Raw genomic sequence first — 26,230 nt, 5'->3', positions numbered from 1 at the left:
GCGAGGTGCCGAGTGTTGGGGCAAGAGCCCTTTTGGTTACTTTTGGGGCTCTTTTCCAAAAGTGACCCGCCGTAAGGGCGGAACCCATATCAGCCATCACCCAAACAATGGATATATACACAATCTCAACCCAACCCAATCTGCTCTTTAGCCACCCTCACCACATGCTCAACCGTAAACCCAAACTTCTCCTGCAACTTGGGCAACGGCGCCGAAGCACCAAAGCTGTTCATCACCACCTTGGCCCCCGACTGCCCCACATACCGATCCCAGCCCAAAGGCCCAGCCTGTTCCACCACCACCCGTGCTTTCACGGCGCGTGGCAACACGCTGTCGCGATACGCCTGATCCTGATCCTCAAACAACTCCCAGCTCGGCATCGACACCACCTGCGCCGCAATCCCGTCAGCTTTCAGCTGCTCATAAGCCGCCACCGCCAGGCTGACCTCACTGCCCGTCGCCAGCAACAGCACCTTCGGCTGTTCACCCGCGGCCAACACATAAGCGCCTTTGGCCGCACCGGACGCCGCCGCATACTTCGTACGGTCCAGGGTCGGCAGAGCCTGGCGCGACAACACCAGGCAACTCGGCCGATGAGTCTGCGCCAGCGCCACCTTCCACAGTTCCAGCGTTTCATTGGCATCACCCGGTCGCAGCGTCAGCAGCCCAGGCGTGGCGCGCAATTGGGTCAAGTGCTCGATCGGCTGGTGCGTCGGCCCATCTTCACCCACGCCAATCGAGTCATGGGTAAACACAAACACCACCGGCAACTCCATGATCGCCGCCAACCGGATTGGCGGTTTCATGTAGTCGCTGAACACTAGAAACGTCGAGGTGTACGGCCGCAGGTACGACAGCGCCATGCCGTTGGCGATCGCGCCCATGGCGTGCTCGCGGATGCCGAAGTGCAGGTTGCGCCCGCTGTAGTCGTCAGCACTGAAACGCCCGGCGCCGTCGAAGGTGAGGTTGGTTTTGGTCGAAGGCGACAAATCCGCCGAACCACCGAGCAGCCAGGGGATCTGTTGGGCGAAGGCATTCAGCACTTCACCGCCCGACGCACGACTGGCAACGCCTTTGGCATCCGCCGAATAACTCGGCAATTCGTCCTGCCAATGCTCCGGCATTTCCCCGGCGCGCATGCGGCGCAGTTCGTCGGCGAGTTCCGGTTCGTACTGTTCAAGCTGCGTCAGGTGCCCGGTCCAGGCCTCGTACAGCGGTTGGCTTCGCTCGAGCAGCGCGTCACGCAACACGGTGCGGGCTTCATCCGGCACCAGGAAACTGGAATCTTCGGGCCAGCCATACGCCGCCTTGGTCAGGCGAATTTCTTCCTCGCCCAACGGCTCGCCATGGGCGGCAGAGGTATTGTGTTTGTGCGGCGAGCCGTAGCCGATCACGCTGTCGACCACGATCAGGGTTGGCGCGCCGGTATTTGCCTGGAAGGTTTCCAGCGCCGTGCTCAGCGCCTGCAAGTCGTTGGCGTCGGTGACGTGCAAGGTGTGCCAGCCGTAAGCCTGGAAACGCTTGATCACATCTTCACTGAACGCCAGCTCGGTATGGCCCTCAATGCTGATGGTGTTGTTGTCGTAGATCCAGCACAGGTTTTCCAGCTTCAAATGCCCGGCCAGTGACGCGGCTTCGCTGCTGATGCCTTCCATCATGTCGCCGTCACCGCACAGGGTGTAGACGTTGTAGTCGAACAGCACCTGGCCGTCGCGATTGAAGCGCTTACCCAGCCAGCGCTCGGCCATGGCCATGCCGACGCTATTGGCGCAGCCCTGGCCAAGCGGGCCAGTGGTGGTTTCCACGCCGGTGGTCATGCGGTATTCGGGGTGGCCCGGGGTTTTCGAGTCGGCCTGACGGAATTGCTTGATGTCGTCCAGGCTGATCGCAGGCTGGCCGGAACGCTTGCCGTGGGCGTCAATCTCCACCACGCCGGCCAGGTGCAGCAATGAATACAGGAGCATCGACGCGTGCCCTACCGACAACACAAAACGGTCACGGTTGGGCCAGTCGGGATGTTCGGGGTGGTAACGCAGGAAGCGGCTCCACAGCGTATAGCCCACCGGCGCCAGGCCCATGGGCGTGCCTGGGTGGCCGGAGTTGGCCTTCTGCACGGCGTCCATGGCCAAGGTGCGAAGAGTGTTGATGCATTGGGTGTCGACGGCGGTGGCAGCGTGAGTCATGAAACCGGTCTCCCTCGGGTGGCGATTTACAGTGGAGGGCAGGCTGCGTCAAAGGTTTGATCCCATCGCCCGTGGTGCGACGAACGGGGACAGATTGATCCTGCACATGACAAGACCCCGTGCAATGGGCTAGCTTCAAGAGGGTAGGCCATTGATCAACTTGCGGAGGTATTCCATGCCAGTGAAACACGACCTGTATCAGGATTTGGGGTTGAGCAAGGATGTCGTACACGAACGCAGGGCGAGTGATAAACGGCTGGACTCGCTGTTCACCCAATACGACGCGGCTGATGGCGAAGTACTCAAGGCCGAGGCGGCCACTGCCAGCGATGAGGACGTGGAGAAGCTGAAGAAGAAGCGACTGTTGATCAAAGACGAGATTGTGGGACGGTTGGGGTGAATGAGCGTCCGTGGTCCTACAGGCCGCGGACACATTTGTTCAGAATTGTCTGAGGGACAAGGCGCTTTTGACTGAATATGATGCGCCCCGTCCACTCGGCTCTGGGGGCTGTTTCGGCGCAAGGAATGCGCTGGTGAGCCGGGTGGGCATCTCTATTTCACGCCAGCAGCGCCTGCGTACACGCCTCAATCGAGCGTTGCTGCGTCTCGCCATACAACTTCAATTCATCAAGCGTCTGACGCCCCAGTGCCTGCTCGAATTCAGCCTTGTTTGAATTGGCCGCGTAGTGACTCTGCGCCGTGTCGCCCAGGTTGGACTGAAAGATCCCCGCCGCACTCACCGGCAGAAAATCCTCATACACCAAGGGCTCCACATCGACGTGCCCCGCGGCGATCAGAGCTTCCAACGTGCGCGGTTGGCCCGCTGCACCGCGTGCCGCCAGGCCTCTTTCGGTGGCGAAGTAGCGGAAGTAGGCCAAATCCTGTTCACGCATCTGCGCGTGGTCATCCGGGAACGCCTGGAAGTGCTGCTCCATCAATTGCATATAACGCGTGGCGTTGCCCTCATTCGGGAAAGCGCCCAGTTCGTCGCGCGCGGCGTTCAGCAGTTCGTCATACAGCGCGCGACCCTTGGGCGTCAGCGCCACGCCGCGTTGCTCGATTTCACCGAAGCGCGCGCTGTGGCTGCCCTTTGCGTCAGTGAAGGCGATGGGCTCGTCGAGCGCCTTGAAGCTGGTCTGGCGCAGCAGGATCGGGCAGTGGCGGCGCGGCGGCCCTTCGATCACGGCTTTGGGCGTGATGCCTTTGCCGGGCATGGCGGCCTGCACCTGATCGATGTCCAGGGTGCGAGGGGTCAGGTGGTTGATGTGCGGCCCACGGAATGCGACCACGTCGGCGATCAAACGGTGCTGGTCGCTGAGCTGCTGGTATTGAGCGCCGGTGACGGTGGCGGTGTGGTGCCAGCGGAAAGTCTCAAGGGCCTGGCCGATGAAGGCTTCGGCGTCTTCTGCGCTCAGGCCGCCATCCCGTTCGGCCTTCTCGATCAGCGCCAGGGCGCCTGGCGTAAAGATCGAGCGTTTGGCCAACGCACGCTCGGCGAACGCACGCAGCTCAAGGTTTTCGATCAGTTCCAGGCGCAGTAAAGAGGTAAACACGCGAAACGGGCTGGTTTGCAGTGATTGCTCATGCACGGCACGAAACGCCGTGGAATGCACCGGCACACCCGCTGGCGTCAGGTCGTAATAGCCCACCGGCTGCATGCCCATCACCGCAAACAGTCGGCCGATGGTGGCCAATTCCGCCGCAGTGCCCAGGCGAATGGCGCCGTGGCGTTCCATGTCCAGACGCTGGTTTTCCCCGGTGCGTTGCAGGTGCGCAGCCAGTGCCTGATCGCCCTCCAGAACCCCTGCATTGGTCTCGGCCACCAGCTCCATCAGCGCGCCATACAGTGGAACTTCATCTCGGTACATGTCGGACATGGCCCTGGAGAAACCCTTGCGGATGTCGTCGGGGCTGACATAAGCGACGGTTGGCATAGAAAAATTCCTGAACGCGTTGGGGGAGGCAGAGCCTTTGTCTGGATTTTGTTGGGCTGGACGCGGCTTCGCAAACGAAGAATCTTCAGGACTTCATTCTTTCAGCGAATGAAATGACGCAAATATTACAAAAAACGGCGGCCGTGAAATTTCATTTTCGAGGGGGTTTTCCTAACTAATTCTTCACGAGGAGCGCCGGGGCCGTCATGAAACAATCGTCACGTTTGTTAGGGATGAAAGCTGTTCTGCACACACCGCACATAAAAATATGTTTAGGGGCCGTCGTTAATGAAAATTTCTACACTGGCGTTATCCATCACCGCCGCCTTGCTCGCACAACAAGCCAGCGCCGATGATTTCGGGCTGGGTTCGCTGGGCACAGGTACCGGACACAGCGGCTTCCTGGAAGACAGCCACGCAGCTATCAGCTCGCGGACCATGTACTACAGCGCAGACAATCGTTCGGGGACCAGCAACGATTTGCGCGAAGCAGCAACACTGCTGCGCTTTGACTACAAATCCGGCTTCACCCAAGGCACCCTCGGGGTCGGTTTCGACGTGATGGCGTTCGGCGCCCTGCGTCTGGACGGTGGCGATGGCCACACGGCGGGCCCAGGCTTGTCCGGCAACGGCAACAGCTTCTTCCCGACCAAAAACAACGGCACCGAGCCGGCTGACTCATTCGGTCGTGCTGCGGGTAACGTGAAGTTCCGCATTTCCCAGACTGAATTGCACGTCGGTGGCGGTTTGGCCCCGGTGTTGCCTATTCTGGTGTCGAACGACAGCCGCGTAGCGCCGCAGACCTTTGATGGCGGCATCCTGACCTCCAGCGACATCCCGAACGTCACCTTCACCGGTGGCGAGTTGAACCGGGCCGAAGGCCGTGCGTCCAGCAACTCCACCGGCTTGAGCGTTGCCGGCGCGACCCGCGACAGTGACGACTTCAAATTCGGCGGTGTGGACTACAAGCCTTTCGGTTCGTCCGACAACGCCATCGCTAAAAACCTGACGTTGCAGTACTACTACGCCGACCTGCAAGACTTCTACAAACAGAACTACTTCGGCCTGGTTCACATACTGCCGCTGGGCAACGATCAGTCGTTCAAGACTGACCTGCGCTACTTCGACAGCACCAGCGACGGCAAGAACGGCTCCGCCGGCTACGCGTTCAACAACAACGGCGGCTATGCCAAACACGCAGGCGAAGTGGACAACAAAACCTACAGCGCCGCGTTCACCTACCAGTTGGGTGGCAGCAGCCTGATGCTCGGCCACATCGGCGTGAGTGATGACGGCGGCTTCGTCTGGGTCAACCAGGGCAGCATCGCTGATCCTCACGCACAAGGCGCGGGCGGCAGCGACTTCTACCTGTTCACCGACGCCGTGGTTGGGCAGTTCTCCCGCGCTGGCGAGCAAGTCAACTTTGGTCAGTACACCTATGACTTCAAGGCTTATGTACCGGGCCTGAAAGCATCCATCGCCTACCTGGACGGTACCGACATCAAGTCCAAAGTGGCTGGCGGCGCTGACCAGAAAGAAAATGAAACCGACTTCCGCCTGGATTACGTCGTGCAGCAAGGCCCGCTCAAAGGCTTCGGCACCACGTTCCGGACCGGTACTTACAAAGGTCACAACACCGGCACTGCCGATCAGGACCAAACTCGCCTGATCTTCAACTATACCTACGCGATCTTCTAAGAACGCGCTGCAAAACTCCCCATCTGGAGTGCTGTAAAACTGAAGGCCGCCTCATCCGCGGCCTTCAGTCTTTTTGGCGGCTGGGTGACTCTTCATGTGCATCCGCAGGCGGATGGGTTCTACACTGGCCGTCACTGTGTCAGTGATGGAGGATCCGATGCCGGCTACGCCCACCCACATCCTTGAAACAATCGAAGGCCAACGCCTGGCCACCCCGGACGCCGAACGCTGGCGCGAGTGGGGCCCTTATTTAAGTGAACGCCAATGGGGCACGGTGCGCGAAGACTACAGCGCAGACGGCGACGCCTGGACGTACTTCCCTCATGAACATGCCCGCAGCCGCGCCTACCGCTGGGGCGAAGACGGCCTGGCCGGTTTCAGCGACAAGGCGCAACGCTGGTGCCTGGGCCTGGCGCTCTGGAACGAGCGCGATGCGATCATCAAGGAACGCCTGTTCGGCCTGAACAACGCTGAAGGCAACCACGGTGAAGACGTCAAGGAGCTGTACTTTTTCGTCGATGGCGTGCCGAGCCATGCCTACATGCGCATGCTCTACAAATACCCCCACGCGGCCTTTCCCTACGCCGACCTGATCAACGAAAACGCCCGGCGCGGCCTCGAAGATGCCGAGTACGAGGTGCTCGATACCGGCGTGTTTGAGGACAACCGCTATTACGATGTCAGCGTGGAATACGCCAAGCATCAGCCCGACGATATCTTCATGCGCGTCACCGTGCATAACCGCGCGGACCAGCCGACGCGCCTGCAGGTGCTGCCGCAGTTGTGGGCGCGCAATGACTGGAGCTGGACCTTCGACGCGGCCAAACCGCAGTTGACGCTGGAGGGCGATCACGTGCTGGCCCGTCACCACGAACTGACCGATCGTCACCTCAGCGCCTGGGGCCAGGACGGGGTGGAGTGGCTGTTCTGCGAAAACGAAAGCAACTACCCCAAGCTGGACGGGCTGGCGGCACTCGGGACGTTCAAGGATGGCATCAACGATTACGTGGTGGACGGCGTCCAGTCGGCCATTCGCCGTGACGCGGGCACCAAGGTGGCCGCGCGGTTTACCCTTGAGCTGGCGGGCCAGGAAAGCAAAACCCTGTACCTGCGCTTTGCCCCCACGGACGCGCCCGAGGTCAATGCACGCAAGCTGTTCGAAGCGCGCCGGCAAGAGGCTGATGACTTCTACGCAGCCCTGCAACAAGGCATCGCCGATAACGATGCGCGCAATGTGCAGCGCCAGGCCCTGGCCGGTTTGCTGTGGTCCAAACAGCTCTACTATTTCGACGTGAACCAATGGCTCGACGGCGACCCGGCCCAACCCGCGCCGCCGCCGGAGCGCCTGCACATCCGCAATACCCATTGGCGGCACCTGTCGAACTTCGACATCCTGTCCATGCCCGACACCTGGGAATACCCGTGGTACGCCTCGTGGGACCAAGGCTTTCAGGCAGTGGCGATTGCGCTGATCGACCCGGGCTACGCCAAGCAACAGCTGCTGCTGTTGGTGAAAGACCGTTTCATGCACCCCAACGGTCAGTTGCCGGCATATGAATGGCGCTTTGACGACGCCAACCCGCCGGTACACGCCTGGGCCAGTTGGCGCGTGTATCAGCAAGACAAAGCGCTGACCGGTGTAGGCGACATGGATTTTCTGGAGCGGATTTTCCATAAACTGCTGCTGAATTTTTCCTGGTGGGTGAACCGCAAGGACGCTGAAGGTCGCAACCTGTTCCAGGGCGGTTTTCTGGGCCTGGACAACATCGCCTTGTTCGACCGCTCGGCCACGCTGCCGCCGGGTTATCAGCTGGATCAGGCCGACGGCACCGCGTGGGTTGCCGCCTATGCGCTGGACCTGATGCGCATTGGCCTGGAGCTGGCCAAGCGCAATGCGGTGTACGTGGATATCTCGGTAAAGTTTTTCGAGCACTTCCTCTACATCGCCGGCGCCATCAACCGCGTCGACGACAATGCCGAAGGCTTGTGGGATGAGCAGGACCTGTTTTTCTACGACGTGCTGCACCGTCCCGACGGCCAGAACGAGCCGGTGCGCCTGCGCTCCATCGTCGGCCTGATGCCGCTGTTTGCAGTGCTGGTGCTGGAGCAGCGTGAGCATGAAGGGCTGGAGGGGTTGCGCGAACGCTTGTTGGGTTTCATGAAGCACCGGCCGGACCTGGCCAAACTGGTGTCGCGCTGGAATGAGCCGGGGCAGGGCAACCGCCTGTTGCTGGCGCTGTTGCGCGGCGAACGGACCAAGGACCTGCTGCGGCGCATGCTCGATGACAAGGAGTTCCTGTCGGCCTTTGGTGTGCGCTCCTTGTCCAAGTCATTCGCCGAGCAACCGCTGGCGTTGAAGATGAACGGCGACACGCTGTGCGCGCGTTACCAGCCGGGTGAATCCGACTCGCGTTTGTACGGCGGCAACTCCAACTGGCGCGGGCCGTTGTGGATGCCGGTGAACTACATGCTGATCGAATCGCTGCGTGAGTTTCACCGGTACTACGCGGACAACTTTTCGGTGGAATACCCGACGGGCAGCGGTTACTTGGCTTCTTTGGAGGAAGTGGCGGACAGCCTCAGTCAACGTCTGACCCGATTATTTCTACGCGATGAAAACGGCTTGCGCCCTTCAATGGCCGGGTATGCGCAGCTGGAGGCTGACCCTGCGAGCCGCGATCTGGTGTTGTTCCACGAATATTTCCATGGGGAGACCGGGCGTGGGTTGGGGGCTTCGCATCAGACTGGGTGGAGTGCGTTGGTGGCATTGTTGCTGCATGTTCCGTTAAAGGCCTGAATCAGGTAGATTCGCCGGCCCGACCCTTACAAGGATGTAGATCATGGCGAAAATCGCCACTGCGTTAACCCCCGTCAAACTCTTCGGCGCCTTGGTGATTGGCGCCGGTGCCTTTGTCGCGTACCTGTACGCTGGCGGCGCCAGTGCAGATTCGACGAGGGCAAAGTGCGTGCAGTGTCAGGCGTCCGACAGCGCCGATGCGACGAAGTGGATCAAAAATGGCACCTACCGTCTTGACGCCGTTACGCTCACCGATGATGAAAAAGAGTTGGAGGTAGACCCTGATTCGCTGCGCAAAATGACCAGAATCAAGCCGCCACTCCTCAGCGCCAGTGAAAATGATGCGTTGGTCGAAAAAGCCATCCGTGCAATAGATAATTTTGGTGAAAAAGGCGATTCCACGGTGCTGGAAAACCAGTGGCCTCAACTGACACGTCGAGCACGTTACGCCTACAGCCTCTTCCTGACGGACGACCAACCGATGGACTGCTACAACGTGTATGTGCGCGTGGGCCGCAACAAGTACCTGGTTGTGGTTGGCCGGGACCTGGAGTCCGGAGAATTCACGGAGAGAGCGGGTGAGGGGATGCTGATCAACCGCTACGGCACGGAAGGCAAGCCTGAGCACCTGAAGGCGTTCGAGGAGATCGATGCTGCTACGGGCCGCTGATCAGCTGTCCTGAATCTGAAACGAAAAATCCCGCCGTTGGCGGGATTTTTTTTGAACGCGCTGTTATCAAGCCGGGAACAGTTCGCTCAGCTTCATCGCCAGCATCATGTCGCCTTCGGTGCGCAGTTTGCCGCTCATGAACGCCTGCATGCCGTCGGTGTCGCCGCTGACGATGCCTTCCATGGTTTCGCCGTCGGTGACCAGAGTCACTTGGGCGTCAGGGTTTTCGCCTTCCAGCAGTTCACAGGTGTTGTTCTTGACCACCAGCGAGAAGTTCTGGGTGTCGTCGATGCGGAAACCGAACACCAGGTCCAGGCCGTCAGCGGCGGCTGGGTTGAACTTGGCTTTCATTGCTTCTACAGCTTTGGCTACGTCAGTCATGGTTTCGATCCTTTAAGGTAGAGTCCAGTGACCTTGGGGTCACGGTTGGCCGCAATTCACCGGAAAGTGATGAGCTGCGGCGCCTTCAACAGTTGCAAGTGGGTATGACCGTTGAAGGAAGCCAGGGCCACCTCGCGACCGCGGAATTTCAGCTGGTTGAGCGAGGTGTTAACAATTTGCCAATTCAGTTCGAAGGCCTGGGCAGCCGGCATTCGGGTGAGCAGGTGGAGCAGGGCTGTGATGGTGCCGCCGGAAGTGAACACAGCGATCTTGTCGGCGTTGTCAGCCGCGTCCAGAATCCGCTGCAGGCCGCCTTGCACGCGCTCGACAAACCCCAGCCAACTCTCCAGGCCCGGCGGGTCATACGTACCGGCCAGCCAGCGTTCGATGATCAGGGCGAAGATGCGCTGGAATTCACTGCGGTTCTGCGCGCCGTTGCGCAAGACTTCCACCGCATGGGGTTCAGTGCTGAGCAGGTCGGGGAGCAGGGCGCGAATGATGGCTTCGGCGTCGAACTCGTTGAAGGCGCTGTCGATTTCAAGGGGCGGCACCGGCAAGCCGAGGGCGGCGTATTGATCGAAGGCGGCCGTGGCGGTGTGCTGCTGGCGGCGCAGGTCGCCGGCGATGCAGCGGTCGAACGCCAAGCCCAGGTCGGCCAGGTGACGGCCGAGCACTTGCGCCTGTTCCACGCCGACGGGTGACAGGACGTCGTAGTCGTCTGCACCGAAGGAGGCCTGGCCATGTCGAATCAAATAGATGCTGCCCACGTCCGTTTTCCCGGTACGTTGAAAGTCTGGCGAGGTTATGAGGATGCCCGCGAGCTGTCAATGAAAAAACATACGCTTGTTTTAAAAGCTCGTTAGAGCCCGCTTGGTGGCGGTTTGATGACTGGCTCCAATGCCGTGCCGCCGGTATGCTGAGGCAATTCGCGCCTGGCGCAGTGCACTCTTTAAGGAGACATATGGATTTTTTGGCTGAATACGCGAGTTTCCTGGCGAAGACCGTCACTTTGGTGGTCGCTATTCTGGTGGTATTGATCAGCTTCGCCGCCCTGCGCAGCAAAGGGCGTCGCAAATCCGCCGGCCAATTGCAGGTCAGCAAGCTCAACGATTTCTACAAGGGCCTGCGTGAACGCCTGGAATCGAGCCTGCTCGACAAGGACCAGCTCAAGGCCCTGCGCAAGTCCGAAAGCAAAACCGAAAAGAAAAAAGGCAAGAAGAAACCCGAAGCCAAGCCGCGGGTGTTCGTGCTGGATTTCGACGGCGACATCAAGGCCTCGGCCACCGAGAGCCTGCGCCATGAAATCACCGCGCTGCTGAGCCTCGCCACGCCTAAAGACGAAGTGGTGCTGCGCCTGGAAAGCGGCGGCGGCATGGTGCACAGCTATGGTTTGGCGTCCTCGCAACTGGCGCGTATCCGCCAGGCCGGCGTGCCATTGACCGTGTGCATCGACAAGGTGGCCGCCAGCGGCGGCTACATGATGGCGTGCATCGGCGAGAAGATTATCAGCGCACCCTTTGCCATCCTCGGCTCCATCGGCGTGGTGGCGCAGTTGCCCAACGTGAACCGCCTGCTGAAAAAGCACGATATCGACTTCGAAGTGCTCACCGCCGGCGAATACAAACGCACCCTTACGGTGTTTGGCGAAAACACCGAGAAGGGCCGCGAGAAGTTCCAGGAAGACCTGGACATCACCCATCAACTGTTCAAAAACTTTGTATCCCGCTACCGCCCACAGCTGGCGATTGATGACGTAGCGACCGGCGAAGTGTGGCTGGGTGTTGCAGCTCTCGACAAACAGCTGGTCGATGAGCTGCAAACCAGCGACGAGTACCTGGCCACCAAGGCCAGGACTGCCGAGGTGTTCCACCTGCACTATGCCGAGCGCAAAAGCCTGCAAGAGCGCGTGGGCCTGGCGGCCAGCGGTTCGGTGGACCGCGTGCTGTTGACCTGGTGGAGCCGGTTGACCCAGCAGCGGTTCTGGTAACCCAGTCTTCAGAATGTAGGTAATACCCTTGTGGGAGCGGGCTTGCCCGCGATGGCGGTGGCTCAGTCAATCCATTCGTTGGCTGACACACCTTAATCGCGGGCAAGCCCGCTCCCACATTCAGGTTGGTGTCGGCGCGGAGGACTGTTGTGCCAAGGGGATCGGTTTACGCATCAACATCCCCACCACCAGCGCCCCCAGCAACCCCAACCATCCTGCGACCCACAACACCCCGCTGAACCCGCCCACAAACGCCTGCCGCGCCAGCGGTTGCACCACCGCCCGTGCCGATTCCGGCAACAAATCCATGGCCGCCGGCATATCACCCGCCACCACCCGCGATGCAATACCCGCCACCTGCGCCTGCCACTGTGTGCCGATACGTGCACTCAGCAACCGCTCGCTGTGGCTGCTCAACAAGGCGCCATACACACCGATGGCCAGCATGATCGCGCTGAAGCGCATGGTGGTACTCATGCCCGAGCCCATCCCTGCGCGGTCCCGGGGTATGCAGGCCATGATGTTTTTCTGCGTGTCGCCATTGAGCAGGCCGGCGCCCGCACCGGTCACGGCAATCGCCAGGGCAAACGGCAGGTAGCCGCCTGCGTTCACCGCCCAGGCGCTCAACAGGTTGCCGCCACCCACCAGGGTCAAACCGCTTGCCATCAGGGTTGCCGGGGTAAAACGACCGGCCAGCCGCGCACCGATCCTGGGGCAGATCAGCATGGTCAGGGCAAATGGCAGCATGCCCAGGCCCGACGCGATTGCCGAGAAGCCCAGACCGTTTTGCAGATAAAACGGCAGTAACGTCATCATCACTTGGGCGCAGCCTGCGTAAGCAAACATCCCCAGTAAAGCGCCGATAAAACGCGGGTGGCGAAACAGTTGCAAGTCCACCATGGGTCGCTGTTGCACACGTTCGACGATGACAAATACACCCAGTAACACAGCGCCGCCGAGCAGTCGCGCATAAGTCAGCGGGCTATCCCAGCCGATGCGGTTGGCCTCGATCAGCCCCCAGATCAGGCACAGCAGGCTGGCGCTGAAGGCCAGGCTGCCCCATGGGTCCAGGCGTGCGGATTGGGTGTCGCGTGATTCCGCAATCGCGTGCCGTACCAGCGTAATCAGCGCCAGCCCCACGGGCAGGTTGAGATAGAAGATCCAGCGCCAGCCCAGGTACTGAGTGATCACACCGCCCAGGGTCGGCGCGGCGGTCATCGCCACGCCCATGCACGCGCCCCAGAACGCCCAGGCCTTCGCGCGCTCCACTTCATCGTGGAAGGTGTGACCGATAGAGGCCAGCGCCGACGTCAGCAGCAAGGCCGCGCCCACGCCTTTCACGGCGCGGGCAATGTCGAGGAACAGCGCATTGGGCGCGGCGCCGCAGCCCAGTGAGGCCAGGATAAAAATGCTCAGGCCCCACACCAGCGATTTCTTGCGGCCAAAGCGGTCGGCAATACTCCCCGCCGGTAACAGCAGCGCGGCAAAAGCCAGCATATAGGCACTGACCACCCACTCGATATCAGCGAAGTTGGCCCCCAGGTCGCGGGCGATACTCGGCAAGGTTACGGCGACGATATTGGTGTCGAGCACAATCAGCGAGCAGACGCCGGAGGCGGTGAGCAGCGTGAGGCGTGGGCTGACCTGCTTCATGGTTGAATTACCTTACAAGCAATACGGAAAAGGCAGTTGACGTGCATCGCATAGGCTCTCTAGTGTTGAGGTATTACGAGCTTATCCCCGACGGGTGCTGTCTTTATTAGCCGCCACACCACTCTTAATTACCTTTGAGCTAATACCGCGATGGAAATCCGCCACTTCCGTTACTTTCTTGCCGTTGCCCGGCAACGCAACTTCACGCGCGCGGCCGAGCAGTTGGGCATCGCGCCGCCCACCCTGAGTCGGCAGATTCAGGACATGGAAACGGAGCTGGGCGCGCGTTTGTTTATCCGCCAGCAGCGCGAAGTCGGCCTCACTGAAGCGGGCGCGGCGTTGCTGACAGAGGCCGAGGCCACCGTGCGTCAGTTCGAGTTCGCTCAACGCAATGCGCAGCGCGCCGGGCGTGGCGAGATCGGTCATATCGAAATGGGCTACGTGGCCTCCGCAGTTTATTGCGGGCTGTTGCAGCGGCAGATGCAGGCGTTCACTCAGGCATTCCCTGACATCAGCGTGAATGTGCGCGAATGCGCGATGGCTACTTTAACGGCTGCCGTGGCGGATGGGCGGTGTGACATCGGTTATATCCGCTCACCGATGACCTTGCCCGATGGGGTGGAGGCGGTGCGCCTGGACAGCGAAGGTTTTGTGTTGGCGCTGCCCCAAGACTCATGGCTGCTGGGGTTGAAAGCCATTCACTGCGAGCACCTGCAAAACGAGACCTTCATCCTGCCGGAACAAATCAGCGGCACCCTGCATGTGGCGGCGCAAGGTGGCTTCGCTCCTCGTCTGGGCCCGCAGCCGGGCGGGCTGGTGGCCGTTGTCGCGCTGGTGTCGCTGGGGCAGGGCGTGGCGGTGGTCCCGGCATCGATGGTGGGGCATGTGAGTTTGCCGGGCGTGGTGTATCGACCTGTGCAGGGCAATGACGCCACGTCATGGCTGTCGCTGATTCACCGGCGCTTCGAGAAAGCGCCTGCGGTGGTGCGGTATATCCAGCGGGTCAAAATTGGCGTCTAGCCCCTGTGGCAAGCGGGCTGTTGTGGCGAGCGGGCTTGCCCCGCGTTGGGCTGCGAAGTGGCCCCTTTACCGTGCGACCATGCTCAACCTGACACACCGCATCCAATTGACTGGGGCCGCTACGCAGCCCAACGCGGGGCAAGCCCGCTCGCCACAGATAGCCCGCTCGCCACAAAGGTGGGGGGGGCAGTGTCAGGTGAGGCGGGGTTGGACTGAATCCGCCAACCGCGTGAGGATCAGGCAGCACGACACCGCCCCGGCATCCAGCACGCCCAGCGAACGCTCGCCCAAACGGCTGGCGCGGCCGATTTTTGCGATCAGGTCTTTGGTCGAGTCTCGGCCTTGGGACGCGGCGGCTTTCATGGCGTCCAGCGCGTCATGGAACGACGCTCCACTTGCCTGCGCGCGTTCAAAGGCCTCAACCGCCGGAATCAACGTGTCCATCAGGCATTTGTCGCCCACGCCTGCCTCGGTAATGTCCTGCAACGAAGTCAAACCGCCGCGCAGCAAATGGGCAAAGGTCGCAGCGTCGATCGCTTCACTGCCGCGCACCTCATCGGCCATGCCGATAAACAGGCTGCCATACAGCGGCCCCATGGAGCCGCCGATACCTTCCATCAGGCTCAGCGTCAGTTCATCCAGCGCTTCGGCGAGGGTCAATTGGCGGCCTTCGATGGTGCGCCCGCAATGGGCAAAGCCCTTGGCCATATTGATGCCGTGGTCGCCGTCGCCGATGGCGCCGTCGATTTCACTGAGGTATTCACGGTTGGCCACGATCACGCTGACCAGGTCGCTGACGATGGCACCACCGTCACGGGTAGAAAAGTGCTGGCTCATGGTTCACTCCGCCTGGGTCATGCCGATGGAGCGGCAGGGTTGGTCGATCAGGGTTTTAAGCTCGGCGTCGAGGCCGAGCAGGGTCAGGGTCACGCCCATCATTTCCAGGGAGGTGAAGTAGTTGCCTACATAGCAGCGGTGGATTTTCAGGCCCTTGGCCGTGAGCTGGCGCTCGACTTCGGCATAGAAAATATACAGCTCCATCACCGGCGTGGCGCCGAGGCCCGAGACCAGCACCACCACACTGTCGTCCGCGCTGAAATCGCGGTCGGTAAGGATTGGCGCGAGCATGCGTTCAGCCATGGCGGCGGCGGATTCAATGGGGATCACTTCAATGCCCGGCTCGCCGTGATGGCCGATCCCGAGTTCCATCTGGCCATCAGGAATCTGGAAGTTCGGTTTGCCCACGGCGGCGATGGTGCAGGGCGTCAGGCCAATGCCGATGGAACGGCAGTTATCGACGGTTTTCTGCGCGACGCGGATCACCCCGTCGAGGTCGTAATGCTGGGCAGCAGCGGCGCCGCCGATCTTCCACATGAAAATTTCCCCGGCCACGCCGCGACGCTTGGCGATATCGGCCTTGGGTGCGGAGGCCACGTCGTCGTTGGCGACCACGGTGCGAATGCGCATGTCTTTGCTGGCGGCCATTTTCATCGCCAGTTTCACGTTCATGTTGTCGCCGGCGTAGTTGCCGTAGAGGCACGCCACGCCCGCGCCATGGTCGGCGGCGCGGAAGGCGTCGAAGAAGCTCTTGGCGGTGGGCGAGGAGAAGATTTCGCCGACGGCCACCGCGTCCACCAGGCCTGGGCCGACATAGCCGAGAAAGGCCGGTTCATGGCCCGAGCCGCCGCCGGTGACGATGCCAACGCGGCCGTGCGCAGAAGGTTTGGCTTTGACGATCACCCGTGGGTTGGTTTCGTATTGGCGCAGTTCAGGGTGCGCGACCAGGATGCCGCGCAGCATGTCCTCGACCACTTGGTCCGGATCGTTGATGACTCGATTCATAACGCGGGTTCCTGTGTTCTTATTCTATTTGGGTAACAACAATCTAATGTGGGAGCGGGCTTGCTCGCGAAAGCGGTGGTTCAGTTGATGCATATGTTGACTGACACTCCGCTTTCGCGAGCAAGCCCGCTCCCACATTTGGACTGGTAGTGTTCTTACGGTTCCAGCACCACTTTGAGCGACTTGTCCCCACGCTCCATCACCGCAAACGCTTCCTTGAAATCCGCCAGCGCGAATTTATGGGTCACCACGTCGCGCATGTCGATCTTGCGGTTGCCGATAAAGTCGATCGCGCGCGGGTACATATACGGCCCCAAATGCGAGCCCAATATGTCCAGTTCCTTGCGGTCGCCGATGATCGACCAATCTACCGTGGCCTCGTCATTAAACACGCTGAATTCGACGAAGCGCCCCAGCTTGCGCAGCATCGCCAGGCCCTGATTCACCGCCTTGTGGTGCCCGGTGGCTTCGATATAGATGTCGCAGCCATAACCGTCGGTGATCTCGCGGATTTTGGCCATCACGTCGACTTCCGCCGGGTTCCACACTTCGTCGGCACCCATGCGCAGGGCGAGGGCGGCGCGTTCGGGTTTCATGTCGAGCACGATGAGCTTTTTCGGATTGCGCAGGCGCACGGCGCCAATAATGCCCAAGCCCAGCGTACCGGCGCCGGCCACCACCACGACATCGTCATGGTCGACATTGGCGCGCTCGGCGGCGTGCAATGAGCAGGCGAGCGGTTCGATCAGGATCGCCTCGTCGGGCGCGATGGATTCCGGCACTTTGTGGATGATGCCTTCCTTGGTAAAAATCATGTACTGGGCCATGGCGCCTTGCACATTGTTCTGGAAGCCATACAAATCGTGCTTCTGGCACATCCAGTACTGGCCGTGGTTGCAGAAGCGGCAGCCCCAGCACGGCACGATCTGTTCGGAGATCACGCGGTCGCCGACCTTCACGCCGCGCTTTTCTGCGCCAGGGCCGAGGGCGACCACGCGGCAGACAAATTCATGCCCCGGAATCATCGGCGGTTTCACGTAGCGCGGTTGCTCGGCGTCGCCCCAGAATGACGGCGCGCCGCGATAGGTCTTGATATCGCCCATGCAGATGCCGCACAGCTCGACCTTGGTCAGAATCTCGTCGGGCCCGGGGGTGGGCACGTCGACGGTTTCCAGGCGGTAGTCTTCGGGGCCATGGCAGACCACGGCCTGCATGGTTTTCGGGATGACCGGGGACAGGTGTTCAGGTGTGCGTTCGGTGACAGTGGACATGACAAAACCTCACGACAAAAGTGAATTACTGAATGCTGTAGCCGCCGTCGATCACCATGTTGGCGCCCGTGATCATCTGCGCGGCATCGCTGAGCAAGTACAACGCCAGCCCGGCGATTTCTTCCGGTTGGGCAAAGCGGCCCGCCGGGATCTGCAATTTGGCCTTTTCACCGACTTCACCGGCCCAGGCTTTCTTGCCCAGCGCGGTTTCGACAATGGTCGGGGAGATGGCGTTGACGTTGATCTGCGGCGCCCATTCCATGGCCAATACCTTGGTCATGCCGACGATGGCCGCCTTGCTTGCGCAATAGGCGACGTGACGGTCCAGGCCAATCACCGCGGCCTGGGAGGCGAGGTTGACGATGCGTCCGCTGCCTTGGGCGAGCATGTGCCTGGCGCAGGCCTGGGCCACGAAAAAGCTGGCTTTGAGGTTGATGTCCAGGGTGGTGTCCCACGCGCTTTCGTTGACGTCGATGGCTTTGTCGAGCAGTACGACACCGGCGCTGTTGATCAGGTAGTCGAGGCGTTGGAAGTGTTCGAAGACGGTATCGATGGTGTGCTGTATCTGGCCGATCTGGCCGAGGTCGACGGCGATGCCCAAGTGGCCGCTGCCCAGGCTGGCCGCGACCTGGATCACGGACGGGTCGCGGTCGAGCAGGGCTACGCGCGCACCGCGTTCCACCAGCAGGGTGGCGCAGGCCAGGCCGATACCGGCGGCGCCGCCGGTGATCACCGCGCAACGGCCAGTGAGGTCGAAGGCTTGGTTCCAGAAACCGGACATGAATGACTCCATTTTCGAAAACAGTGGAGATCCAATGTGGGAGCTGGCTTGCCTGCGATGCAGGCACCTCGGTGTGTCAGTTACACCCGGTTGATGCCATCGCAGGCAAGCCAGCTCCCACACTTGACCCTATTTCAAGTCAATACCTACTTACCGCCGCTGACTTGCTTGTACAGCGCATCCGCATTGGCATTGGTCACCGGGACCCACGGCAGGATGTAGTTCTTGGCGGTGCCGTCGCCCCATTTCACGTCCTTGGCATAACGCTCCCAAATCACCGACTGCGGCTTGTAGTCCTTGCCGGCCAGCGCGCGTAGTGCCACGTCCAAAGCGCCTTGGGATTGGGCCTGGGCGTCTTGCAGGAAGGTGGTGACTTCATCTTTTTTCGCCGCCTGGATCGCGTCCGGCATGCCGTCGATCGAGGTAACCGGCACGTCCTTGGACGACAAGCCGTGAGACTTCAAGGCCTGCACGGCGCCGAGGGCCATGTCGTCGTTCTGCGCGATCACGCCGTTGATGCCTTTGGGGTGGGCGTTCAGCCAATCCTCGGTCAGCGTCAGGGCTTGGGCGCGGTCCCAGTTGGCGGTTTTCTTCTCGATGATCTTGATGTCCGGGTGCTTGCTCAGTACTTCCAGTTCACCTTTTTCGCGGTCGATTTGCGCCGACTGGCCAATCGGGCCCTGGATGATCACTACGTTGCCTTTGCCATTGAGCTTGTCGACCATGGCCTGGGCCTGCAGGCGGCCGCCTTCCACGTCGTCGTTACCCACATACGGCACGGAGGCATCGGCTACTTTCGTATTGGAGGCGATGACCACCACGTCGTTGCTCATGGCTTGCTTGACGGTGCCCACGCCGGCCTTGGTGTCGATCGGCACGAACAGAATGGCGTCGTAGTGCTGGGTCACCATGTTTTCAATCTGGTTGTTCTGGGTCAGGGCGTCGTAGTTGCCGTCGAACACGGTCAGTTGCACGGTGCCGTCCTTGACCGCCGGGTGTTCCTTCAGCTCGCGAACCCAGTTCTGCATGAACTGGCCCTTGAGGCCGTAGACGGCGGCACCGATTTTGTAGGTCTTGCCGTCGGCGGCCATTGCGATACTGCTGGCGAGCAGGGAGAGAGCCGCCACGGCGGCCAAGGTGGTACCCAGTTTCATAAGTAGAACTCCGGTTATTGTTGTGGGTCGTTCTCTAGCGTTTTTTCTTGCGCCACACGTCGATCAGTACTGCGAACACGATGATCAGGCCCTTGGCGACCTGCTGGTAATACGAGGACACGCCGAGCAGGTTCAACCCGTTGTTGATCACGCCGATCAACAGCGCGCCAAACAGCGTGCCGACAATGCTGCCGGTGCCGCCCGAGAGGCTGGTGCCGCCAATCACCACCGCGGCAATTGCGTCCAGCTCATAGGAAACCCCGGCTTGGGGCAGGGCAGAGGTGGTGCGCGCTGACAGCACTACGCCGGCCAATCCGGCAAGCAGACCTGAAACCACGTACACCGAAAACATCACCTTGCGCACACCAATGCCCGAGGTGCGCGCGCTCTTTTCATTGCCGCCCACCGCGTACACGTAGCGGCCGTAAGTGGTGTAGCGCAGCACCATCCAGAAGATCAGCGCCACCACGGCGAAGATGATGATCGGGATGCCGATCGGGCCGATCTTGCCGATGCCCAGCGCCAGGTAGGCGTCAGGCAAGTCGGTGATCGGGCTGCCGTCATTGAGGATAAAGGTCATGCCCCGCGCGATGCTGAGCATGCCGAGGGTGGCCACAAATGGCGGGATCGACAGGTTGGCGACCATAAAGCCGTTGACCACGCCGAGCATCGCCCCGGCAAACATTCCGGCGCTGACGGCGGCGAGCAAGCCGTAACCCTGGGTCGCAACCATGGCGCTGCACAGCCCGGCAAAGGCCAGGATCGAACCCACCGACAGGTCGATACCCTTGGTCAGAATCACGTAGGTCATGCCCACGGCGAGGATGCCGTTGATCGAGGTCTGGCGCAGGATGTCCATCCAGTTGCGCCAGGTCATGAAGTATTCGCTGGAAAACGCCATCACCACACACAGCAGGATAAACACCAGCGGCAAGCCGAAACGGTCGAGGGATAAACGCAGGCGATTGCGCGGCGCGGCGGTAACAGGTGCTGCGATGGTTTTGGCATTCATGAGGCAAGACTCAACAGGGCTTCCTGGGAAAGGGCGGTGTCGGTGCTGATGGTCACCAGCCGGCCGCCTTTGAATACGGCGATGCGATCGCTCAGGTGCAGCAATTCCGGGGCTTCTGAAGACACCACGATGGCGGCGCCACCGGCGCGCACGAACTGGTCGAGCAGGTGGTAGATCTCCTGCTTGGCGCCTTCATCGATGCCGCGCGTGGGTTCGTCGCAGAGCAGGCACACCGGCTCGGTGGACAGGCATTTGGCGAGCACCACTTTCTGCTGGTTGCCGCCACTCATGGAGGCCACCGGCAATTCCAGGGAGCTGGTCTTGATCTGCAGGCGCTTGACCATGTCCTGCGCCAGTTGGGTTTCCTTGCGTGCGTTGATCAGCGACCAGCTCGAGAGGCGCTTATAGGCCGACAGCGCAATGTTGGACAGAATGCTGCCGGTGAGCACCAGTCCGCTGTCTTTGCGGTCCTCGGTGACCAGCGACATGCCCGCGTCTATCGTGGCCTTGGGCAGGCCGATGGGCATGGGCTTGCCTTGCAGAGTGACACTGCCGGAATCGGCAACGGTCAGGCCGTAAATGCAATTGAGGAATTCGCTGCGCCCGGAACCCATCAGGCCATAAATGCCGAGGATTTCACCCTGGCGCAGTTGCAGGCTGATGTCGTGGAACTCGCCGTTGCGGCTCAGGTTATCGACTTGCAGGCAGGTGTTGGCGGCGCATTCGCGGCCGACCTTGTGGTCGATGCGTGTCAGTTCCTGGCCGACGATGCCGCGCACCAGGTGGTTGCGGTCGATATCGGCCATGCGCCCGCTTTCCACAAAGGCGCCGTCGCGGAAGATGCTGTAGTCGTCGGCGATCTGCGCCAGTTCGCTCAAGCGGTGCGATACGTAGATGATGCCGGCGCCGCGAGAGGTGAGGCGGCGAATGGCTTTGAACAGGGTCTCGGCTTCGCGCTCGCCGATGGCCGAGGTGGGTTCGTCCATGATCATCACCTGGCAGTCATGACTGAACGCCTTGGCGATTTCCACCAGCTGGATCTGCGCCACGCTCAGGCGGTGCATGGGGCGGGTCGCGTCGACGTCGAATTCCAGGCTTTCGAGCAGCTCACGGGTGCGGCGGTTGAGGGTCTTGCTGTCGACAATGCAGCCGGCACGGCGCGGCTCGCGGCCCAGCCAGATGTTTTCGGCGACGGTCATGTAGGGAATGGGTTCCAGTTCCTGGGTGATCATCGCGATCCCCGCCGCCAGCGCTTCGCTCGGGCGGTTGAACTGCACCGGCGCACCGTTGAGCAGAATGCTGCCGGCGTCACGCTGGGTGATGCCCATCAGGATGCTCAGAAAAGTCGACTTGCCTGCGCCATTGCCTCCGCATAACGCATGGACGCTGCCGGCCCGCAGAGAGAGGCGCCCGTCACGCAGGGCGGGTACCCCGGCGTAAGCCTTGGCGACGTGTTCAGCCTGGAGCAGTAATGGCGTGGCCATCGGCGTGTCCTCGTGCTGTGAATTCTTATTAGGTCGCACAGTCATGTTTCGCTGTGAGCATATGTGTATCAAATGAAATTCTGATCAGTCAATCTCTTTAATGTAAATGAGGTGATTCTCATCTTCTGGCTGAAATTCGCCTGTATAGAGGCGTTTGACTGCCGAGTCAGTTAAAAGCTGCTTGACACGAAGGGCTCAATGCACGCGAAATGACTGAGCGAAATTTCACTGAATGATCATATGATCAGTCATAAGTACGATCACGGCAGCGGAGCCAGACGCCATGAACACACCTTTCCCGGTGGCTATCGGATGCGATGAAGCGGGTTTTGAGCTCAAAGAGCTGTTGAAACGCCATATCGAGGCGTTGGGTTACCCGGTGACCGACTTCGGCACCCATTCAATTGCGCCGGTGCTCTATCCGGACATCGCCCTGGCCGTGGCCACCGCCATCAATGCCGGGCAACAACGCCTGGGCGTATTGGTGTGCGGCACCGGGATCGGCATGGCGATTTCGGCCAACAAGGTGCTGGGCATTCGCGCGGCGCAGGCTCACGACACCTATTCGGCGGAGCGCGCACGCAAGAGCAACGATGCGCAGATCCTGTCCATCGGCGCGCGGGTGATCGGCGCCGAGCTGGCCAAAAGTATCGTCAAGGCGTTCCTCGAATCGGAGTTCGAAGCCGCGCGCTCCGGGGCCAAGGTCGACCGTATCAACGCGATTGAGCGTGACGGGCATCAGTAGTGGACGGAACGGGGCAAGAGTCGGGAGAATGCGCCTTTGACGTCGAAACGGAAGCCCGTCCCCATGAGTGACAGTACCCAGCGCATTGCCAGCGATATCGATCAAATGACCGAAGTGGCGATGCTCTATTACCTTGAGAACGTCACTCAGGAAGCCATCGCCAAGCGCTTCGACCTGTCGCGCGCGAAAGTCAGCCGCTTGCTCAAACGTGCGCGCGATGAAGGGATTGTCGAGGTGCGCGTGTTGCAGCACCCGGCCATGAACAACGAGCTGGAGCGTGCGCTGGTGGAGCGCTTCAAGCTTGATCGCGCACTGATTGCGGTCGACCACAGTGAGCCCGACACCCAGCGTTCGGCCGTCGCCAGCCTGGTGGCCAACTACCTGAATAAAACCCTCAGCGACGGCATGATTGTCGCCGTGGGCATGGGGCGTAATGTCGGTGCGGTGGCCGATAACGTGTTTTTGCCAGTGACGCGTAACTGCACGTTTGTGTGCGCCATCGGCGGTTCGCTCAAGGCTGGCGAATACATGAACCCCGACCATATCTGCCGGCGCCTGGCCCTGCGCTTTGGCGGCGAGAGTGAAAGCCTGTACGCCCCGGCGCTGGTGGCCAACCCAGAACTGCGCGGCGTGTTGATCAACAACGACACGGTGCGCTCGACCCTGGACCGTGCGCGGCGCGCGGATATCGCGCTGATCGGCATTGGTGACATGAGCGAGAACAGCAACATGGTGCGCATGGGCTGGTTCTCACCGCAGGAAATCGCCCAGGCGCGGTTGTCCGGCACCGTGGGTGACATGATGGGCTATGACTTTATCGACATTCACGGGCAACCGGCGGTCAATGCGATTCAAGGGCGGGTGATCGGGCTGACGGTGCAGGAGCTGTTTCGCATTCCGGATGTGGTGGCGATCGCCAGTGAGAACACCAAGGCGGCGGCGACGCTGGGGGCGTTGCGGTCGGGGGTGATTAATACGTTGGCGACGACGGTGACGAATGCGCACACCATCCTGGCGTTGGATGATGCCACCCGAAAGTCCTGATTCAACCCGTTCAAAATGATAAAGCTGGCTTCTGTGGGAGCTGGCTTGCCTGCGATAGCATCCCCTCGGCTTTACTGACAGACCGAGTTGTCTGCATCGCAGGCAAGCCAGCTCCCACAGAGGGGATGTGTTGGGTTTTACCGATCGTTCCCACGCTCTGCGTGGGAATGCATCCTGTGACGCTCTGCGTCACCTGGCGCAGGACCTTAACTGCTCGCCGACTTCGGGACGCGGAGCGTCCAGGGCGGCATTCCCACGCAGAGCGTGGGAACGATCAATCCCCTCGGCTTTACTGACAGACCGAGTTGTCTGCATCGCAGGCAAGCCAGCTCCCACAGGGGTGATGTGTTGAGTTTTACAGATCTTGTAATAGTTTTGCATTGTGGGAAATTTGAGTTTCGGCTGTACGATTCGGGTCCTTTTGTTATTTCAGGACCTGCATGAACACCCTCTCGGAGCCCCCCAGTCGTCTTTCCCAGAGACATCCGCTGCCGCTGTTCCCGCTGAAGCACCCCGTATTCCGACTGCTAACCTCTTCCCGGTCCACTGATCGCGCTTTGCCGTGCCCGGCATTCTGAAAATTAATCACGAGACTCTATAAATGGAATGGTTAGCGGATCCAACGGCCTGGCTCGGCCTGTTGACCTTGATTGTGCTGGAACTGGTGCTCGGCATCGACAACCTGGTGTTTATCGCAATTCTGGCGGACAAACTGCCGCCGGAGCAGCGCGACCGTGCGCGGTTGATCGGTTTGTCCCTGGCCTTGCTGATGCGCCTGGGCTTGCTGGCAAGTATTTCGTGGCTGGTCACCCTGACTCAGCCGCTGTTCGAGGTATTCGACAAGAGCTTCTCCGGCCGTGACCTGATCATGCTGTTTGGTGGTGTGTTCCTGTTGTTCAAGGCCACCATGGAATTGCATGAGCGTCTGGAGGGGCATGTAGCTCAGCGTGCCGGCAACGTGGGCTATGCAATGTTCTGGCCGATCGTCGCGCAGATCGTGGTGCTCGACGCGGTGTTCTCCCTCGACGCGGTGATTACCGCCGTGGGCATGGTGGATGAGCTGGCGGTGATGATGATCGCGGTGATCGTGTCCATCGGCGTGATGATCGTGGCCAGCAAGCCGTTGACCCGTTTCGTCAATGCGCACCCGACGGTGATCATGCTGTGCCTGGGCTTTTTGATGATGATCGGTTTTGCCCTGACCGCCGAAGGCCTGGGTTTCCACATTCCCAAGGGCTACCTGTATGCGGCGATTGGTTTCTCGATCCTGATCGAACTGTTCAACCAGATTGCCCGCGCCCGCCGCAAGAAGTCGGCGCAGGGCACCTTGCCGGTGCGTCAGCGCACGGCCCACGCGGTGATGCGTTTGCTGGGTGGTCGCAGCCTGGCCGTGGAAGGCGTGGATGACGAGGTGGCCGATTTGCTCGGCGAGCCGGACGCCAGCCAGGGCCCGCTGTTTGATCGACGTGAACGCGTGATGATCAGTGGTGTGCTGCAACTGGCCGAGCGGCCGATTCGCACGCTGATGACGCCACGGGCCAAGGTGGACTGCATTGATCTGGCGGACGATCCCGACACTATTCGCCTGAAACTGATGCATTCGTCCTACTCTCGGTTGCCCTTGATCCGCAACGGTGCTGTCGATGAGCCACTGGGTTTCGTGCATAAAAAGGAATTGCTTAAGGAATACCTGGCCGGCAACGAGCCCAACCTTGAGCACCTGGCGCGCCGCGCGATCAACCTGCTGGAGAGTTTTTCGATCCTCAACGCCCTGGAGCAGATGCGCCAGGAGTCGACCCACATTGCCTTTGTGATCAACGAATTCGGTGACTTCATGGGCGTGTTGAGCATGACTGACATTCTCGAGTCCATCGCCGGTGAGTTGCCGGATGCCAGTGAAATTGAGGGGCCGGATATTGTCGAGGAGGGTGACGGTTTTCGTGCCAATGGCGCCTTGAACCTCAACCTGATACGCCAGCGCACCGGTTTTCAGGCGGCGGCTACCGAGGATTACCAGACGTTGGCCGGCCTGATGATGAGCCTGCTGGACCGCTTGCCGGTGGTGGGCGACAGCCTGGAGCATGAAGGCTGGCGCCTGACGGTGGCGGCAGTGGAGGAGCGGCGGGTGACGCAGGTGGTTCTGGTGCCTTTAGTGGCTGAAGCCTAAGCCCGACCCCGCCTGTTGGTGTTGAGCAGGAAGGCCCGAGGAAGGCTCAAGGGTGTTGGCGTACTCGTCGAACACCTCTTCCAGGAGGGCTTTCTGCTGTTCACCTGGCAAGCCAAGCCCCAGGAGTGATTCAACCTCCTTGCCATTTTTGAATACCTTGAGGGTGGGGGTTCCTTCAACGTCGTCCACTTTCGGGATGTGTTCAGTGTCGAAGATAAAGCTCTCCACTTGATCGGCGTACTGCTCGGCAATTCGCTTGAAGCAGGGGCCGAGCCCCATGCATAACTGGCAGTCTAGAGATTTGAACACCACGATAACCAGCGGATGAGTTTTCAGCGCACGTCTATAACGTTCGAAGTTTTCGGCAACTGTTGGCATTTCACTCATGGCGACCTCCTGTCAGCCTG

General features: G+C 60.6%; 22 protein-coding genes. 9 read left to right on the top strand and 13 right to left on the bottom strand.

The annotated features are described in order from the left end of the window. Window positions 1-125: 125 nt before the first annotated feature. Window positions 126-2,183: a transketolase gene (gene tkt / locus BFW87_RS27995; RefSeq protein WP_078742952.1), complete on the bottom strand. Its 2,058-nt coding sequence runs from the start codon at window positions 2,181-2,183 to the stop codon at window positions 126-128. A gap of 175 nt (window positions 2,184-2,358) precedes the next feature. Here tkt and BFW87_RS27990 point away from each other — a divergent pair, with 175 nt between their 5' ends. After that, window positions 2,359-2,583: a DUF465 domain-containing protein gene (locus tag BFW87_RS27990; protein WP_078742951.1), complete on the top strand. Its 225-nt coding sequence runs from the start codon at window positions 2,359-2,361 to the stop codon at window positions 2,581-2,583. A gap of 157 nt (window positions 2,584-2,740) precedes the next feature. On the opposite strand, the gene hglS is transcribed toward BFW87_RS27990, so the two are convergent. Beyond that, window positions 2,741-4,117, bottom strand: a complete 1,377-nt coding sequence (hglS, locus tag BFW87_RS27985) for a 2-oxoadipate dioxygenase/decarboxylase HglS (protein WP_078742950.1) — start codon at window positions 4,115-4,117, stop codon at window positions 2,741-2,743. Window positions 4,118-4,405: 288 nt separating this feature from the next. Between hglS and BFW87_RS27980 the strand changes: the two genes are divergently transcribed. From BFW87_RS27980 to BFW87_RS27970, 3 genes are all read left to right on the top strand, one after another. Continuing rightward, entirely contained in the window at window positions 4,406-5,815 is a 1,410-nt protein-coding gene (locus tag BFW87_RS27980) for an OprD family outer membrane porin (protein ID WP_078742949.1), read from the top strand. A 157-nt stretch (window positions 5,816-5,972) separates the two neighbouring features. Beyond that, on the top strand, window positions 5,973-8,612 hold the full coding sequence (locus BFW87_RS27975; RefSeq protein ID WP_078742948.1) for an MGH1-like glycoside hydrolase domain-containing protein: 2,640 nt from the start codon (window positions 5,973-5,975) through the stop codon (window positions 8,610-8,612). A gap of 43 nt (window positions 8,613-8,655) precedes the next feature. Continuing rightward, window positions 8,656-9,282, top strand: coding sequence for a hypothetical protein (locus BFW87_RS27970; protein WP_078742947.1), 627 nt, complete (start codon window positions 8,656-8,658; stop codon window positions 9,280-9,282). 66 nt (window positions 9,283-9,348) lie between these two features. Here the strand turns inward: BFW87_RS27970 and BFW87_RS27965 are convergent, their stop codons facing one another. Beyond that, window positions 9,349-9,663, bottom strand: coding sequence for an SCP2 sterol-binding domain-containing protein (locus BFW87_RS27965; RefSeq protein WP_016969749.1), 315 nt, complete (start codon window positions 9,661-9,663; stop codon window positions 9,349-9,351). A 56-nt stretch (window positions 9,664-9,719) separates the two neighbouring features. Next, window positions 9,720-10,430: a histidine phosphatase family protein gene (locus tag BFW87_RS27960; protein ID WP_078742946.1), complete on the bottom strand. Its 711-nt coding sequence runs from the start codon at window positions 10,428-10,430 to the stop codon at window positions 9,720-9,722. Between the two features lie 194 nt (window positions 10,431-10,624). Here BFW87_RS27960 and sohB point away from each other — a divergent pair, with 194 nt between their 5' ends. Next, on the top strand, window positions 10,625-11,650 hold the full coding sequence (gene sohB / locus BFW87_RS27955; protein WP_078742945.1) for a protease SohB: 1,026 nt from the start codon (window positions 10,625-10,627) through the stop codon (window positions 11,648-11,650). 120 nt (window positions 11,651-11,770) lie between these two features. Here the strand turns inward: sohB and BFW87_RS27950 are convergent, their stop codons facing one another. Further along, window positions 11,771-13,303 carry an MFS transporter gene (locus tag BFW87_RS27950; RefSeq protein WP_078742944.1) on the bottom strand — a complete coding sequence of 511 codons (1,533 nt, stop codon included), beginning with the start codon at window positions 13,301-13,303 and terminating at the stop codon, window positions 11,771-11,773. A gap of 150 nt (window positions 13,304-13,453) precedes the next feature. Between BFW87_RS27950 and BFW87_RS27945 the strand changes: the two genes are divergently transcribed. Next, complete coding sequence (locus BFW87_RS27945; protein WP_078742943.1) at window positions 13,454-14,323, top strand: LysR substrate-binding domain-containing protein; 870 nt, start codon at window positions 13,454-13,456, stop codon at window positions 14,321-14,323. A 192-nt stretch (window positions 14,324-14,515) separates the two neighbouring features. On the opposite strand, the gene dhaL is transcribed toward BFW87_RS27945, so the two are convergent. From dhaL to BFW87_RS27905, 7 genes are all read right to left on the bottom strand, one after another. After that, on the bottom strand, window positions 14,516-15,160 hold the full coding sequence (gene dhaL / locus BFW87_RS27940) for a dihydroxyacetone kinase subunit DhaL (protein WP_078742942.1): 645 nt from the start codon (window positions 15,158-15,160) through the stop codon (window positions 14,516-14,518). 3 nt (window positions 15,161-15,163) lie between these two features. After that, the gene (locus BFW87_RS27935; RefSeq protein ID WP_078742941.1) at window positions 15,164-16,165 is read right to left on the bottom strand and encodes a dihydroxyacetone kinase subunit DhaK; all 1,002 of its coding nucleotides are present in this window, start codon (window positions 16,163-16,165) and stop codon (window positions 15,164-15,166) included. Between the two features lie 155 nt (window positions 16,166-16,320). After that, window positions 16,321-17,436 (bottom strand): MDR/zinc-dependent alcohol dehydrogenase-like family protein, encoded by a 1,116-nt coding sequence (locus BFW87_RS27930; RefSeq protein WP_078742940.1) that lies wholly within the window; start codon window positions 17,434-17,436, stop codon window positions 16,321-16,323. A gap of 25 nt (window positions 17,437-17,461) precedes the next feature. Then, the gene (locus BFW87_RS27925; RefSeq protein WP_078742939.1) at window positions 17,462-18,217 is read right to left on the bottom strand and encodes an SDR family oxidoreductase; all 756 of its coding nucleotides are present in this window, start codon (window positions 18,215-18,217) and stop codon (window positions 17,462-17,464) included. A gap of 146 nt (window positions 18,218-18,363) precedes the next feature. After that, a complete protein-coding gene (locus BFW87_RS27915; protein WP_078742937.1) occupies window positions 18,364-19,371 on the bottom strand; it encodes a substrate-binding domain-containing protein in 1,008 nt (335 codons plus the stop codon). 34 nt (window positions 19,372-19,405) lie between these two features. Next, on the bottom strand, window positions 19,406-20,383 hold the full coding sequence (locus BFW87_RS27910) for an ABC transporter permease (protein ID WP_078742936.1): 978 nt from the start codon (window positions 20,381-20,383) through the stop codon (window positions 19,406-19,408). After that, entirely contained in the window at window positions 20,380-21,867 is a 1,488-nt protein-coding gene (locus BFW87_RS27905; RefSeq protein ID WP_078742935.1) for a sugar ABC transporter ATP-binding protein, read from the bottom strand. Before BFW87_RS27905 ends, BFW87_RS27910 begins: the two co-directional genes overlap by 4 nt. Before the next feature lie 283 nt (window positions 21,868-22,150). On the opposite strand from BFW87_RS27905, the gene rpiB reads away from it, so the two are divergent. The 3 genes from rpiB (at window position 22,151) to BFW87_RS27885 (ending at window position 25,823) form a co-directional block, all read left to right on the top strand. Further along, entirely contained in the window at window positions 22,151-22,612 is a 462-nt protein-coding gene (gene rpiB / locus BFW87_RS27900; RefSeq protein ID WP_078742934.1) for a ribose 5-phosphate isomerase B, read from the top strand. Between the two features lie 63 nt (window positions 22,613-22,675). After that, on the top strand, window positions 22,676-23,656 hold the full coding sequence (locus BFW87_RS27895) for a sugar-binding transcriptional regulator (protein ID WP_017135920.1): 981 nt from the start codon (window positions 22,676-22,678) through the stop codon (window positions 23,654-23,656). A 601-nt stretch (window positions 23,657-24,257) separates the two neighbouring features. Continuing rightward, window positions 24,258-25,823, top strand: coding sequence for a TerC family protein (locus BFW87_RS27885; protein ID WP_078742932.1), 1,566 nt, complete (start codon window positions 24,258-24,260; stop codon window positions 25,821-25,823). Here BFW87_RS27885 and BFW87_RS27880 read toward each other — a convergent pair. Beyond that, on the bottom strand, window positions 25,806-26,210 hold the full coding sequence (locus tag BFW87_RS27880; protein ID WP_078742931.1) for a thioredoxin family protein: 405 nt from the start codon (window positions 26,208-26,210) through the stop codon (window positions 25,806-25,808). The two genes, BFW87_RS27885 and BFW87_RS27880, sit on opposite strands and share 18 nt — an antisense overlap. Window positions 26,211-26,230: the final 20 nt, after the last annotated feature.

It is taken from the genome of Pseudomonas fluorescens, from assembly GCF_002022275.1.
GTDB lineage: Bacteria > Pseudomonadota > Gammaproteobacteria > Pseudomonadales > Pseudomonadaceae > Aquipseudomonas > Aquipseudomonas fluorescens_AJ.
This window is presented reverse-complemented; position numbering and strand designations above follow the sequence as displayed.

What these genes read in the sequence shown, in the direction of transcription:
- BFW87_RS27895 (WP_017135920.1), top strand. Translation starts at nt 22,676, where the DNA reads ATGAGTGACAGTACCCAGCGCATTGCCAGCGATATCGATCAAATGACC.
- BFW87_RS27945 (WP_078742943.1), top strand. Translation starts at nt 13,454, where the DNA reads ATGGAAATCCGCCACTTCCGTTACTTTCTTGCCGTTGCCCGGCAACGC.
- tkt (WP_078742952.1), bottom strand. Translation starts at nt 2,183, where the DNA reads ATGACTCACGCTGCCACCGCCGTCGACACCCAATGCATCAACACTCTT.
- BFW87_RS27885 (WP_078742932.1), top strand. Translation starts at nt 24,258, where the DNA reads ATGGAATGGTTAGCGGATCCAACGGCCTGGCTCGGCCTGTTGACCTTG.
- BFW87_RS27990 (WP_078742951.1), top strand. Translation starts at nt 2,359, where the DNA reads ATGCCAGTGAAACACGACCTGTATCAGGATTTGGGGTTGAGCAAGGAT.
- rpiB (WP_078742934.1), top strand. Translation starts at nt 22,151, where the DNA reads ATGAACACACCTTTCCCGGTGGCTATCGGATGCGATGAAGCGGGTTTT.
- BFW87_RS27880 (WP_078742931.1), bottom strand. Translation starts at nt 26,210, where the DNA reads ATGAGTGAAATGCCAACAGTTGCCGAAAACTTCGAACGTTATAGACGT.
- BFW87_RS27980 (WP_078742949.1), top strand. Translation starts at nt 4,406, where the DNA reads ATGAAAATTTCTACACTGGCGTTATCCATCACCGCCGCCTTGCTCGCA.
- BFW87_RS27950 (WP_078742944.1), bottom strand. Translation starts at nt 13,303, where the DNA reads ATGAAGCAGGTCAGCCCACGCCTCACGCTGCTCACCGCCTCCGGCGTC.
- hglS (WP_078742950.1), bottom strand. Translation starts at nt 4,117, where the DNA reads ATGCCAACCGTCGCTTATGTCAGCCCCGACGACATCCGCAAGGGTTTC.
- BFW87_RS27915 (WP_078742937.1), bottom strand. Translation starts at nt 19,371, where the DNA reads ATGAAACTGGGTACCACCTTGGCCGCCGTGGCGGCTCTCTCCCTGCTC.
- dhaL (WP_078742942.1), bottom strand. Translation starts at nt 15,160, where the DNA reads ATGAGCCAGCACTTTTCTACCCGTGACGGTGGTGCCATCGTCAGCGAC.
- BFW87_RS27935 (WP_078742941.1), bottom strand. Translation starts at nt 16,165, where the DNA reads ATGAATCGAGTCATCAACGATCCGGACCAAGTGGTCGAGGACATGCTG.
- BFW87_RS27970 (WP_078742947.1), top strand. Translation starts at nt 8,656, where the DNA reads ATGGCGAAAATCGCCACTGCGTTAACCCCCGTCAAACTCTTCGGCGCC.
- sohB (WP_078742945.1), top strand. Translation starts at nt 10,625, where the DNA reads ATGGATTTTTTGGCTGAATACGCGAGTTTCCTGGCGAAGACCGTCACT.
- BFW87_RS27965 (WP_016969749.1), bottom strand. Translation starts at nt 9,663, where the DNA reads ATGACTGACGTAGCCAAAGCTGTAGAAGCAATGAAAGCCAAGTTCAAC.
- BFW87_RS27930 (WP_078742940.1), bottom strand. Translation starts at nt 17,436, where the DNA reads ATGTCCACTGTCACCGAACGCACACCTGAACACCTGTCCCCGGTCATC.
- BFW87_RS27975 (WP_078742948.1), top strand. Translation starts at nt 5,973, where the DNA reads ATGCCGGCTACGCCCACCCACATCCTTGAAACAATCGAAGGCCAACGC.
- BFW87_RS27910 (WP_078742936.1), bottom strand. Translation starts at nt 20,383, where the DNA reads ATGAATGCCAAAACCATCGCAGCACCTGTTACCGCCGCGCCGCGCAAT.
- BFW87_RS27905 (WP_078742935.1), bottom strand. Translation starts at nt 21,867, where the DNA reads ATGGCCACGCCATTACTGCTCCAGGCTGAACACGTCGCCAAGGCTTAC.
- BFW87_RS27925 (WP_078742939.1), bottom strand. Translation starts at nt 18,217, where the DNA reads ATGTCCGGTTTCTGGAACCAAGCCTTCGACCTCACTGGCCGTTGCGCG.